A 12,428-nucleotide genomic window follows, 5' to 3' on the forward strand; every position below is an offset into this window, starting at 1 on the left:
CGGCTTATGTCATCCTTGGCATTGCAATCAGTCGAAGAAAGGTGCTCGTCGCTGTGGGTGGCCCCGTGTTGTCGATGAGCAAGTACGTCGACGAGATTCGACACGCTGTTACAAGTCTGCTTCCGCTCATCTGGGATGAGTACGAGGCGCTCCAGGACCTCGAAGCGCGACTTGATGGGCTCCGGAAGCAGATGGAGGCCGAGTATGGGAGGGCGGCGTGGCTCGCGTTAAACGCTGAGAACGCTGAGGACGTGGGGCTAGCGACCGGTATGCAGTGGGACGCGTACTGGGGTCCGGACAAGGAGCATCACGACCAGAGTGCCGCGCTGCCCGACCTTCAGGCCGCAGTTGAAGCTCACCGGTTTTCGGTCGACGCCTTAGCAGCTGCCCTGATCCAGTACGGCAAGCAGGGCATCTCTGCCGTCCACGGCGGACTTGTTCCTTCGCCAGACGGTCGGCAGATCGGCAACTCCCAGCGTCTCAAGAACGTGGTCTGGCAGGCGCGGAACCAAGCACTCCACTGGGAGGACCGGAGCCCTCATAAACCGGTCGCGGCTTGCTTCGACGCGCTTGCTGCCGAAGTTGACCCGGTTTTCCGCGACTACACCCAGCGCAACATGAGCTTCGAGATCGTCAAGTTGCTCGGGTGGCGCTCATCGGGTGCGTTTGAGGCTGATCTGCTCAGCCTCGCTTGAGCTAGGCGGCCGGCTACTGGCCTCTTGAGCGATGGATCGGTGAGGTCCTCGGGCACAAGCCGGGCACAACTGGCGCTGACAAGGGCTGTTAAGCGGTGTAAGGCCACGAGAGATCTCGCCCAGCTCAGGAGGCCGATCCGCCCGTTCTGGGATGATCCACAGACCGCCAGAGGGGTTCAGGGTTCGAGTCCCTGGCGGCAGCAGACGTGCGGCACCCCGGACCGGAGCCGAATGGCTTCATTGCCGATTTCTTCTGTTCTGGATCAAGGCGCCGCGCTCCGCACGGCGCGGGCGGTGAGCCGGCCGGCGGCAAGCCGCCCCGGCCGCCTCCGGCGCCGGGGCGGAAGCCACCGACTGCCGCCGGACCGCCGCCCCGACCTCCACTGATCCAGACGCAGCACGACCAAGGCCAGGCGGCACGGAAGCCGGCAGGTCGACCTGATCGAGGGCGAGGGCTTCCGACTGCCGCGCCAGTCCAACCCCGGGACTGGCTTGCCCCCGGGCGACCTACGAAGCCAGCTGAGCCCGCGGCAGCCTCAGCCGGTGCTCCAGGTGCGATCGCGCCGGGCTGGCAACTCCCGGAGCACGGGCGTTCGCAGCCCCCAGCGGAGCCCTGAGAGGCAAGATCGACCTGCCCACCATCTGCCCACAACCAGTCATCAACGGCTGGACCTAGCCGGACTCGACCAGACAAACGACAACGGCCCCCGATCAGCATCGCTGCTGGTCAGGGGCCGTGTCTGCACCTGGTGGCGGGTAGAGGATTCGAACCTCTGAAGCTTTCGCGACGGATTTACAGTCCGCTCCCATTGGCCGCTCGGGCAACCCGCCAGGGCACCCCACCGCGTCGTAACGCGGCGGCGGAAGCAAGGATAGCGGCTTCCCCCGGCACCTCCGCAACCGGGTACGGTCAGGGGGTCGTGCCGCTGGTCGGCGGCCGACGGCAAGCCCAGACCGCCGGACAGCAGGAGCAGAAACATGGCAGCGAACCCGTCGTTCGACATCGTGAGCAAGGTTGACCGCCAGGAGGTCGACAACGCCCTTCGACAGGCGGAAAAGGAGCTCGCGACGCGGTTCGACTTCCGCGGCACCGGCGCGGAGATCTCCTGGTCCGGTGAGGAGGCGATCGGTCTTCAGGCGGAGACCGAGGAGCGGGTCCTCGCCGCACTGGACGTGTTCAAGGAGAAGCTGGTCAAGCGGAACATTTCGCTCAAGTCGCTGGACGCTGGCGAGCCGCGCCCGTCCGGCAAGATTTTCAAGATCGACTGCAAGGTGATCCAGGGCATCGAGACGGACAAGGCCAAGGCGATCAGCAAGAAGATCCGCGACGAGGGCCCCAAGGGCGTGCAGGCGCAGATCCAGGGCGACCAGTTGCGGGTCACCGGCAAGAAGAGGGACGACCTCCAGGCGGTCATCTCGCTGCTCAAGGGTGAGGACTTCGGCGTCGCCCTCCAGTTCAACAACTACAGGTAAGGCCGCGACCGCCGCTTGAACCGCCGCCGAAGACGCGATCCGCTCAGCAACGGGAGAGGGTCGCGTCCTACTGCCTGATGCGCTCCGGATGCACCCCGTCGACCATGTCGTGCCCCGGCACCTGGATGCAGAGCGCCCCCGGCTCCGCCCCGCACACCGGGCAGCGCCGCCAATCCTCGATCGAGCCTGGATCGTGCCCCAGTTCACCAGCCATGCGGCTGATCTCCACCGCCGCCTCGTGGAGATCGGCGTCCTGATGCCGGGTGGCGGCCCGGTGGACGTCACGCACCGCCCTCTTCGCACGCTCTTCCCTGGGCTCGGACTCGGACATGGCAGCCTCGTTCCCGGGATGCATGACCTGAAACTGATTCAGGTGCCGAGCGGCGGCGTTCAGCGGTCGGCCGTCGAAGCGCCCATGCCGGCATGAAGCTCCGGGGCGGCATGAACCCACCCAGGCCGTCGTCAACCAACGGATCGGCGTCGACCGCCCCAGCCCGGCGGCGGCTCGCTCGGCTCGTCAGGCGGGAATCCATCGACGACGAGGGCGTGGACAGTCGGGCTCAGTAGACGACGCTGTACCAGTGCTCGGTCTCGCCGGGCAGCGGCACCAACCGCACCTTGGTGCCGCCCGGGTGGTCGAACATGCGCACCCCGTCGCCGAGCAGCACCGGGGCGAAGAACATGAGGATCTCGTCGAGCAGCCCGGCCTCGATGCACTGCTTGGCGACGTTCGCGCCGAGGATGTTGACGTACCGGTCCCCGGCGGCCTCCTTGGCCTGGGCGACGGCGGTGTGCAGGTCACCGACGAACGTGACGTCGGCGGGTGGCTCGGCCGGTGGTTGGTGGGTGAGGACGAACACCGGCCCGTGGTACTGGCCGCCGAACGCGCCTTCGCTGTCGGTGCCGCGGTTCGGGTCGTCGCCGCCGAAGGTGCCGTTGCCGGCGAGGATCGCGCCGACGCTGTGCAGCAGTCGCTCCGCCGTCGGATTTTCGCCGCCGAGGTGGTCGGTCAACCAGGACATGTCGCCGCCCGGGCCGGCGATGTAGCCGTCGAGCGACGCCGTCGCCGAATATAGAACCTTGGCCATACGACCAGGGTAGGCGGCGGAACTCGGGTTCCTTGAAGTCGGGGCATCCGCCGCGCAGGGACACCCCGAATTCAAGGAACCCGAGTGGATCAAGCCGGCCGGGAACGAGAGTGGATCAAGCCCAGCACGGAAGGCGAGCCAGGAGGCAGCGGGTCAGACGGTGACGGGCTGTTCGGCGCGTACGGCCGTGTTTTCCGCACGGGCGATGGGCCCGGCGGGCAGCGCGGCGACCGCGGCCCCGACGGCGACGGCCGCTCCGGCGAAGAGGAACGCCCAGCTGACGCCGCCCGCGTGGTCCACGATCAGGCCGGCCACCGAGCCGCCGGCCGCGCTCGACGCGACCGCCACGGTGACGACCCAGGTGTACGCCTCGTTCAGCATGCCGGCTGGGGCGATTCGGCCGACCAGGGTGTTCTCCAGGGTCAGCGCGGGCGCGATGGTGGCCCCGCCGACGACCAGCGCGACGCCCAGCGCCAGCGGGGTGGGCATCACCGCGAACACCGCGAAGGTGCCGGCGACCGCAGCGAGCAGCAGGGCGAACTGTCGGGTCATGTTCGGCGACGGCTTGCGGACGCCGAACCAGAACCCGCCGATGGCGCTGCCGATCCCCCAGACGGCGAGCAGAATGCCGGCCAGGCTCTCCGAATCGTCGGTGGTGTGGCCGCTCGCGTACGCCGGGACGATCACCCCGGCGGCGCCGAACGCGATGCCGAGGCCGGCCACGCAGACCAGCAGGGCCGGGAATCCACCGACCCGCAGCGGGCCGAGCCCTCTGGCGTGGTGCTCCTTCGGGTGCGGGCGCCAGCCGCGCATCACCTGGCCGAGGGCCACGGCGGTCGTGCCGAACAGGGTGACCACGGCCGCACCGATCAGCGCGGCGGCAGCGTCGGCGAAGATGACGAAACCGGCTACGAGCAGCGGGCCGAGCACGAAGACGATTTCGAACAGTGAGGTCTCGGCTGCCAGCGCGGTGTTGCGCAGCGGGTACCGGCCGGAGCTGGGGCTGGTCAGTTCGTTCCAGGCGTTACGGATGGCGGCGGTGAGCGGCGGGTACGTGGCACCGGCCACGGCGCTGGCGAGGTAGATGGTGAGTAGGGCGTCGTCGCCCGAGCGGCTGGCCAGCAGCAGCGCGATGAGCGCCAGCGGGTGGGCCACGGCGGTGACCAGCAGGATGGGGGTGGGGCCGACGCGGTCGGCGACCCGCCCGGCCACGGGGCTGAGCGCCGCGCCGGCGACGGCGTAGATCCCGCCCGCGATGGCGGCCAGCGCGTACCGCCCGGTCACCTGCTCGACCACCAGGAGCAGCGCCAGTGGTGTCATGCCGATCCCGAGCCGCCCGATGATGCCGGTGATCAGCAGCATCGGCGCGCCGGGGATCCGCCACACACCCAGGTACTGACGCAGCGCGGCCACCGAAACCTCCGAGGATGTAATGAGCGTGAGCCGTTACGACCCTAACGCCGCCGCCGGACGGGGCGACACCGGATATCCGCTTCGACACAGTGCTCCGCCCGTACCCGATGTGACCGGGTACGGGCGGAGGCGTGAATCAGCAGCGGGTCAGCGCTGGAACTGCACCGGCCCCGCGTTGGCGGCCATCTGCTCCAGCCGGGCGACCCGGTCCTCCATCTTGGGGTGGGTGGAGAAGAGCGCCGCCATGCCGCCGCCCCGGAACGGGTTGGCGATCATGAGGTGCGCGGTGCTGGTGAGCTGGCCCTGGGCCGGCAACGGCCGGCGGCGGGCCACCGCATCGATCTTGCGGAGCGCGCTGGCCAGGGCCAGCGGGTCGCGGCTCAACTCGGCACCCGAGGCGTCCGCCTGGAACTCACGGCTCCGGCTGATCGCCAACTGGATCACCGTGGCCGCGATCGGGCCGAGGATCAGGGTGAGCAGCAGCACGGCCGGGTTCGGCCGGTCCTCGTCGTCCCCGCCGCCCAGCGGGATGAAGAAGGCGAGGTTCGCCAGCAGGGTGATGATGCTGGCCAGACCGGCCGCCACGCTGGAGATCAGGATGTCCCGGTTGTAGACATGTGACAGCTCGTGCCCGATCACACCGCGCAGCTCGCGGTAGTCGAGGATCTCAGTGATCCCCTGGGTCACGCACACCGCCGCGTGCTGCGGGTTACGACCCGTGGCGAACGCGTTGGGCTGCGAGGTCGGGCTCACGTAGAGGCGCGGCATCGGCTGCCGGGCGTCGGTAGCCAGCTCCCGCACCATCCGGTACAGCTCGGGGAACTGTGCCTCGGTGACCGGTTGGGCCCCCATCGAGCGCAGTGCGAGCTTGTCGGAGTAGAAGTAGGTGACGCCGTTCATGACCAGTGAGACGACGACAGCGATGACCAGACCGCCACTGCCGCCGAACCAGTAGCCCACCGCGAGGATCAGGGCGCTGAGCAGGCCAAGCAGCGCTGCGGTCTTCAGACGGTTGTGGTGCACGATGTCTCCTTCGGTGCACGGATCGCCGGGATCCGCTGACCGGTTCAACAACCCGGTACCCACCAACCATCCGTCTCAACGCTGAGAGTTCACTGAGACCGAAGTGCCAGGTCAGGTCAGCGGCCGGCCAGATCGAGCACCAACTGCGGGGCAACGCCGAGCACCACGGCGGCCACCGTCGCCACCGCCAGCACCACGGCCACCACACCCACCACGGGTACGGCGGCAACGCCGCCGCCGCTCGGGGCGGCGAGAGGCGTCGGTGCCCAGAGCGCGGCGGTCACCCGCAGGTAGTAGGCGAGCCCGATCACCGCGTTCAGCGCCACCACGAGCGCCAGCCAGGCCGCCCCGCCATCGAGCAGCGCCCGGACCACTGTCACCTTCGCGAACAGGCCGGCGAGCCCCGGCGGCAGGCCGGCCAGGCCCACCAGCGCGAGACCGAGCGCTGCGGCCCGCCAGGGGTGCCGGCGGGCCGCCCCACGGAGGTCATCCAGCGTGCCGCCGTCCGCACCGGCCGGGCGCAGCGCGGTCACCCCGGCGAACGCGGCCAGCTCCAACACCACGAAGAAGACGGCGTACGCCATCGCGGCGGCGTACGCGGCGGAGCGTGCCTCGTCGGTGCGGCCGGCGGCCAGCGCCAACGCCCCCAGCGGGGCGAGGATGTAGCCGGCCTGCGCGACGGACGACCAGGCGAGCAGCCGGACGGTACGCCGCTGGCGCAGCGCGACGAGGTTGCCGACGGTCATGGTGAGCACCGCGAGCAGGGCGAGCACCGGGCCGGTCTGATCCGGTGGGAGTGCCCGCTGCACGACGGCGAGGAGAGCGACCAGGCCGCCCAGCTTCGACGCCGTCGAGAGGTACGCGGCCACCGGCAGCGGCGCGCCGTCGTAGGTGGCCGGCGCCCACGCGTGGAACGGCACCGCCGCCACCTTGAAGGCCAGCCCGACCAGCAGCACCGCCACCGCGGCGGTGGTCAGCGGCAGGTCCCGCAACTCCGGCCGTTCGGCGAGCAACGCGCTGAGCCGGTCCAGGTGCAGCCCACCGGTCACCGCGTACAGCAGCGCCGCGCCGAGCAGGGTCAGCGTGGTAGCCACGACGCTGACCACGAAGAACGTCACCGCCGCCTCGGCGCTGGCGAGGCTCCCCCGGCGCAGGCCCACCAGCACGTACAGCGGCAGGGTCAGCGTCTCCAGGGCGACGATCAGGGTGATCAGGTCGCCGGCCGCACCGAGCACCACGCCGCCGGTCATCGAGCAGGCCAGCAGGAAGCAGTATTCCCCCACCGGTGACCGCCCCGCCCGCAGCGCGGGTGCGGAGAGCCCGAGCACGCCCAGGGTGAGCAGGGCCACCACCGCGCCGACCAGGGCGGCCCGGCCGCCGAAGATCCAGGAGCAGTCCGCGCCGACACAGAACGTCCGGCGCTCCCCAGCCGCGCCGACCAGGGCGGCGCCGACGGCGGTGCCGAGCGCGCCCAGCGCGGCCACCACGATGGTGGCCCGTGGCCGGGCCAGCAGCAGGTCGGTGAGGAGCACGAGCACGGCGGTGCCGGCGGCCAGGTAGGCCGGCAGCAGCGCGACGCTGTCCACGCTCTGCACCACGTTCATGTGAGCCTGCCTCTGTTCGCGACTGCGGGGCTCCGCTTCGCCGTACGCCTCGCGCTCACCGGGAGACCACCCCGATCAGGGCGTCGACGGGAGCCTCTGCGATGCCGAGGACCAGCGCCGGGGCCAGCCCGATGGCCAACGCGAGCAGCACCAGCGGCACCCACGCGGTCAGCTCCGCACCGGCCAGGCCGGGGCCGACCCTCCCGACGGCGGGGCTCGGACGGTTGTGGGTGACCTGGCGCAGCAGCCGCAGGAAGTACGCCGCGGTGAGCGCACCGCCGATCGCGGCCAGCACCCCGAGGGTGGTCCAGAGCGGGCCGCCCACCTGGACGGCCGCGATCACCGCGAACGCCTCACCCCAGAAACCGGCCAGCCCGGGCAGACCGAGCGACGCGACAGCCGCGAACGCCAGCAGACCGGCCAACCGGGGCGCGGTCTCCCGCAGCCCGGACAACTCGGCGAGGGTGCCCGTGCCGGTACGGTCCTTCACCGCCCCGGCCAGGAAGAACAGCAGAGCAGTGATCACCCCGTGCGCGATGTTGCCGATCAACGCCGCCTGGATGCCGATGGCGGTCAGCGTGGCGACGCCCAGCAGCACGAAGCCCATGTGTCCCACGCTGGAGTACGCGATCAGCCGCTTCACGTCGGACTGGGCCAGGCAGACCAGTGAGCCGACCAGGATCGCGGCCACGGCCAGCACGCCGAGCACCGGCGCCGCCCAGCGGGCGCCCTCCGGCGCCACCCCCACCGCCACCCGGATCAGACCGTAGGTGCCCATCTTCAACAGCACGCCGGCCAGCACCACACTGCCCACCGTTGGCGCCTGGGTGTGCGCGTCGGGCAGCCAGGAGTGCAACGGCCACAGCGGGCTCTTCACCGCGAAGGCCAACGCCAGCAGGGTGAACGCGGCCAACTGGGTGCCCCTGGACATCCCCGCCCCGCCGGTCAGGGCCACCACGTCGGCGGTGCCTGCGGCGGCGACAACCACGTACACGCCGACCAGCAGCAACACCGAGCCGAACAGGGTGTAGAGCGCGAACTTGCGGGCCGCCCGACGCCGGTCCGCGCCACCCCAGCCGGCGATGATCGCGTACATCGGCAGCAGGACGACCTCGAAGAACAGGAAGAACAGCACCAGGTCCAGGGCGAGGAAGGTGCCCAGGATGCCCACCTCGACCACCAGCAGCAGCGCGACCAACGCCCGGCCACTGCCGCCGTCCGGAACCCGCCACATCGTGTACGCGCAGCAGAGCAACGTGAGCAGCGCGGTCAACACCACCAGCGGCCACGAGATGCCGTCCACGCCGAGGTGGAAGCGCAACTCCAGGCCGGGCACCCAGGGCAGGTCCAGTTGGTGCCATGGACGCACCGCCGGCGCTCCGGCCGACCAGGCGACCCAACCTCGACCGCCGAACACCAGCGGCACCGCGGCCAGCAGGGTCAGCGCCGCCGCGACAGTGCCGACCAGCCGGGCCGCCCGGTCCCGGGGAGTCGCCGCCACCGCGACCGCGCCGAGCGCCGGCACCGCCAGGACGGCGACCAGCAACACCTGCCCAGACGTCATAGGTTCACTCCGATCACGGCGGCGGCCAGCCCGATCAGCAGCGCGCCGGCCAGCACTCCGGCGGCGGCCCGGGGCAACGCCGCTCGGTGCAGCGTGGCCAGCCCCGCGCCCAGACCGGACGCGGCCCGGCCGCTGCCCTCGACCGCGCCGTCCACCACCACCTCGTCGCCGGTGCGCGCGACGCGGGCCAGCGCGCGGACGGGGCGTACGACAAGGGTGTGCTGGACGTCGTCGAGCCGGAACGCGCGGGCGAAGACCGGCCGCAGCGGACCCAGCGCGACCGCCGGGTCGGCGGTCGGGTCCCGACGCCAGCCCAGCGTGACCAGCCCGGCACCGACCAGCAGCAACGCGAGCGGCAGCAGCACCCCCGGCCCCACGTGGACCAGGCCGTCCTCGGAGCCCGCCACCGGCACGGTCGGGAAGCGCAGGCGGTCGGCGAACGGCCCGACGAAGCCGGCCAGACCGAGCAGTGCGGCCGGCACGGCCAGCAGCAGCACCGGCCAGCGCAGCACCGCCGGCGGGTCGTGCGGGCGGACCAGCGGCAGGCGTGGTGTGCCGAAGAAGGCGCGCAGCAGCAGCCGGCCGGCATACCAGGCGGTGATCGCCACGCCGAGCAGCCCAGCCATCCACACCAGCCAGCCCACCCAGGACGGTGCCGGGCCGGTGCCCTCCAACGCGGCGGACTCGGCGACCGTCAACACGCCGTCCTTGCTCCAGAAACCAGCGAGCGGCGGCACCCCGGCCAGCGCACCCAGGCCCACCACGGTGCACCAGAACGTCACCGGCATGCTGCGCCGCAGCCCGCCCATCTCCGACATCACTGTGGTGCCGACCGCGTGGATGACCACGCCGGCGGCGAGGAACAGCAGCGCCTTGAACGCGGCGTGGGTGAGCAGGTGGAACAGCGCCGCCGACGGGGAGCCGACCGCCAGCGCGCCGGTCATGTAACCCAACTGGGACACCGTCGACCAGGCCAGCACGCGCTTGATGTCGTCCTGCGCGGTGGCGGCGAGCGCGCCGAGCAGCAGGGTGATCGCGCCGACCACCCCGAGCACGGTCAGCGTCACCGGCGCGGCCGTGAACAGCGGGTAGAGGCGGGCTACTGCGTACACGCCGGCGGCGACCATCGTGGCGGCGTGGATCAGCGCGGAGATCGGCGTCGGGCCGGCCATCGCGTCCGGCAGCCACGTGTGCAGCGGGAACTGCGCGCTCTTACCGGCGACACCGGCGAGCAGCAGCAGGCCGGCAGCGGTCAACGTCACACCGGAGTGGTCGTGGGCGAGGACGTCGGCGATCCGGAAGCTGCCCGTCGACACGCCCAGCAGCGCGATGCCGAGCAGGAACCCGACGTCACCGACCCGGGTCACCAGGAACGCCTTCATCGCGGCGGCCGGCGCGCCGGGCAGTCGACGGTCGTGGGCGATGAGCAGGTACGAACAGAGGCCCATCACCTCCCAGCCGACCAGCAGCATGATCAGGTCGCCGGCGACCACCACCAGCAGCATGGCACCGGTGAAGAGGCTGATCTGGGCCGCGTACGGCGGGTAGCGGTGGTCGACGTCGATGTCGTCGTGCGGGCCGCGTCGCAGATAGCCGATCGAGTAGACCTGCACGGCCAGGGCGACCGCGGTGACCGCCACCGCGACCAGTGCGGCGGCGCCGTCCAGCCGTACGCCGAGGGTCACCATCAGCCCGCCGACGTCGACCCAGGTGGTCGACGTCTCCGTCGGCCCGTCGACCGTCAGCAGCAACGCGACGGCCAACGCCAGGGCAACGGCCGCACCGGTGACCCCGAGCGCGACGGCAGCGCCGCGGGCCCGACCGCCGCCGGTCGCGCTGTTGTCCCGTGGGGCCGGTGGCAGCAGCAGGCCGAGCAGGCCGGCGGCCAGCGGCACGGCGGGCAGCAGCGCCCCGAGCAGCCCGGTCACCGGCGAGCCTCCGTGTCCAGGACGGCCGGCTCTCGCTCGTCGGCGGGCTGCGCCGGCTCGGTCAGCGGCACGTCATCCACCGCGACGGTGGCCCGCAACCGGTAGAGCTGGAGGACGATCGCCAGCCCCACGCCGATCTCGGCGGCGGCGAGGACGATGACGAACAACGCGAAGACCTGCCCCGAGTGCGGCAGCACGGCGCGGGCGGTGGTGTCCGCGGTTACCAGGATCAGGTTGACCGCGTTGAGCATCAACTCGACCGACATCAGCACCAGCACCGCGTTGCGGCGGCGCAGCACGCCGTAGACACCGAGGCCGAACAGCAGCGCGGCGGTGACGTACGGGATGACCGGCCTCACCGGCGCCCCCCGGGCTCGACGTCCACCCGGACAGCCGGTGCTGCCGTGGCTTCGCGTTGCGGGGCGGGTCGGCCGATGTCCGGCCGGGACAGCACGATCGCGCCCACCAGCGCGGAGAGCAGCAGCACGGACAGCACCTCGAACGGCAGCACCCAGGACTGGAAGATCTGCTCCCCCAGCCGCTCGGCGGTGCCCGCCGCGGGCAGCGCGACGCTGCTCCAGCGGTACGCGTCGACGAGCAGGACGGTCAGCCCCAGCCCAGCACCGCCACCGATCAGGGCGGCCGACCAGCCAGGCCGGTCCAGGTCGTCGGAGGCTCCGATCGGGGCCCGGGTCAGCATCACCGCGAACAGCAGCAGGACCACCACCGCGCCCACGTAGATCAACACCTGCACCCAGGCCACCAGCTCGGCGCTGAGCACCAGGAAGTCACCGGCCAGCGCGCCCAGGCACACCACAAGGTAGAGCCCGGCCCGGACCAGGTGTCTGGTGGTCACCACCAGCACCCCGGCACCCACCGCCACCGCGCCGAGGGCGAGTAGCAGCACATCCGCTCCGGTCACCGGGCCGCCTCTCCGGCTCGGACGGTCACGACGCGGGGTCCTGATCGGCATCGGATCGTACCGACGGAGGGGCCGGACGGGCGGCGGCCGCCTTGCGCGCGGCGGCCGTCTCCTCCTTGGCCGGCTCACCGTTCGGGTCGTGCGCTTGCGGCGGCGGAACCGTGGCCATCCACTGACCCAGGTGGTCCTTGTCGTGCAGCAGGTCCTTGATGTCGTACTCGGCGTACTCGAATTCCGGCGACCAGTAGAGCGCGTCGAACGGGCAGACCTCGATGCAGATGCCGCAGTACATGCAGAGCGAGAAGTCGATGTCGAACTTGTCGAGCACGTTGCGCTGGCGGGGGCGGGCGGCGCCGGGCACCGCCACCTCCTCCTTGTGCGAGTCGATGTAGATGCACCAGTCCGGACACTCGCGCGCGCAGAGCATGCAGACCGTGCAGTTCTCCTCGGACAACGCGATCACGCCACGCGAGCGGGGCGGCAGGTCAGGGGCGACGTCCGGGTACTGCTGGGTGGTCGACCGGCTGGTCATCGTCTTGAGGGTGACCGCCAACCCCTTCACCAGGCCCGCGCCGGGCAGGCCACGCGCGCCGGTGGCGCTGGCCGGGTCGCCGTGCTCGCTGGGGTCGCTCATGTCGACCATCCTGCCCTGTGGCCCCGGCGCGCGCGACCACCACCCACAGGTCCAGGGCGGTACCGTGGTCGCGGGGAGAACGAA

12 protein-coding genes and 1 tRNA gene are annotated in these 12,428 nt (G+C 71.3%); 2 read left to right on the top strand and 11 right to left on the bottom strand.

Translation table 11 applies throughout. The annotated features are described in order from the left end of the window. Nucleotides 1-74 precede the first annotated feature (74 nt). Complete coding sequence (locus HNR22_RS16045; protein WP_179781042.1) at nt 75-695, top strand: type III secretion system chaperone family protein; 621 nt, start codon at nt 75-77, stop codon at nt 693-695. Between the two features lie 747 nt (nt 696-1,442). Here HNR22_RS16045 and HNR22_RS16050 read toward each other — a convergent pair. After that, nucleotides 1,443-1,526 (bottom strand) — tRNA-Tyr (locus HNR22_RS16050). A 147-nt stretch (nt 1,527-1,673) separates the two neighbouring features. Between HNR22_RS16050 and HNR22_RS16055 the strand changes: the two genes are divergently transcribed. Next, nucleotides 1,674-2,168 (top strand): YajQ family cyclic di-GMP-binding protein, encoded by a 495-nt coding sequence (locus tag HNR22_RS16055; protein ID WP_088950253.1) that lies wholly within the window; start codon nt 1,674-1,676, stop codon nt 2,166-2,168. Nucleotides 2,169-2,235: 67 nt separating this feature from the next. Here the strand turns inward: HNR22_RS16055 and HNR22_RS16060 are convergent, their stop codons facing one another. From HNR22_RS16060 to HNR22_RS16105, 10 genes are all read right to left on the bottom strand, one after another. Then, nucleotides 2,236-2,499: an SDR family oxidoreductase gene (locus HNR22_RS16060; protein WP_179781043.1), complete on the bottom strand. Its 264-nt coding sequence runs from the start codon at nt 2,497-2,499 to the stop codon at nt 2,236-2,238. A gap of 229 nt (nt 2,500-2,728) precedes the next feature. After that, the gene (locus HNR22_RS16065; RefSeq protein WP_088950256.1) at nt 2,729-3,256 is read right to left on the bottom strand and encodes a dihydrofolate reductase family protein; all 528 of its coding nucleotides are present in this window, start codon (nt 3,254-3,256) and stop codon (nt 2,729-2,731) included. A 153-nt stretch (nt 3,257-3,409) separates the two neighbouring features. Further along, nucleotides 3,410-4,669: an MFS transporter gene (locus tag HNR22_RS16070; RefSeq protein ID WP_179781044.1), complete on the bottom strand. Its 1,260-nt coding sequence runs from the start codon at nt 4,667-4,669 to the stop codon at nt 3,410-3,412. Between the two features lie 147 nt (nt 4,670-4,816). Continuing rightward, nucleotides 4,817-5,692 carry a zinc metalloprotease HtpX gene (gene htpX, locus HNR22_RS16075; RefSeq protein WP_179781045.1) on the bottom strand — a complete coding sequence of 292 codons (876 nt, stop codon included), beginning with the start codon at nt 5,690-5,692 and terminating at the stop codon, nt 4,817-4,819. A 116-nt stretch (nt 5,693-5,808) separates the two neighbouring features. Continuing rightward, entirely contained in the window at nt 5,809-7,296 is a 1,488-nt protein-coding gene (locus HNR22_RS16080; protein ID WP_179781046.1) for an NADH-quinone oxidoreductase subunit N, read from the bottom strand. Between the two features lie 55 nt (nt 7,297-7,351). Beyond that, entirely contained in the window at nt 7,352-8,860 is a 1,509-nt protein-coding gene (locus tag HNR22_RS16085) for a complex I subunit 4 family protein (protein ID WP_179781047.1), read from the bottom strand. Beyond that, complete coding sequence (locus HNR22_RS16090) at nt 8,857-10,788, bottom strand: NADH-quinone oxidoreductase subunit L (protein WP_179781048.1); 1,932 nt, start codon at nt 10,786-10,788, stop codon at nt 8,857-8,859. Before HNR22_RS16090 ends, HNR22_RS16085 begins: the two co-directional genes overlap by 4 nt. Further along, nucleotides 10,785-11,147, bottom strand: a complete 363-nt coding sequence (nuoK, locus tag HNR22_RS16095; RefSeq protein WP_179781049.1) for an NADH-quinone oxidoreductase subunit NuoK — start codon at nt 11,145-11,147, stop codon at nt 10,785-10,787. Before nuoK ends, HNR22_RS16090 begins: the two co-directional genes overlap by 4 nt. Beyond that, nucleotides 11,144-11,710: an NADH-quinone oxidoreductase subunit J gene (locus HNR22_RS16100; RefSeq protein WP_179781050.1), complete on the bottom strand. Its 567-nt coding sequence runs from the start codon at nt 11,708-11,710 to the stop codon at nt 11,144-11,146. Before HNR22_RS16100 ends, nuoK begins: the two co-directional genes overlap by 4 nt. A gap of 25 nt (nt 11,711-11,735) precedes the next feature. Continuing rightward, a complete protein-coding gene (locus tag HNR22_RS16105; protein ID WP_179781051.1) occupies nt 11,736-12,353 on the bottom strand; it encodes a NuoI/complex I 23 kDa subunit family protein in 618 nt (205 codons plus the stop codon). Nucleotides 12,354-12,428 lie beyond the last annotated feature (75 nt).

The sequence above is a fragment of the Micromonospora jinlongensis genome, assembly GCF_013410645.1.
In the GTDB taxonomy this organism is placed as follows: domain Bacteria; phylum Actinomycetota; class Actinomycetes; order Mycobacteriales; family Micromonosporaceae; genus Micromonospora; species Micromonospora zamorensis.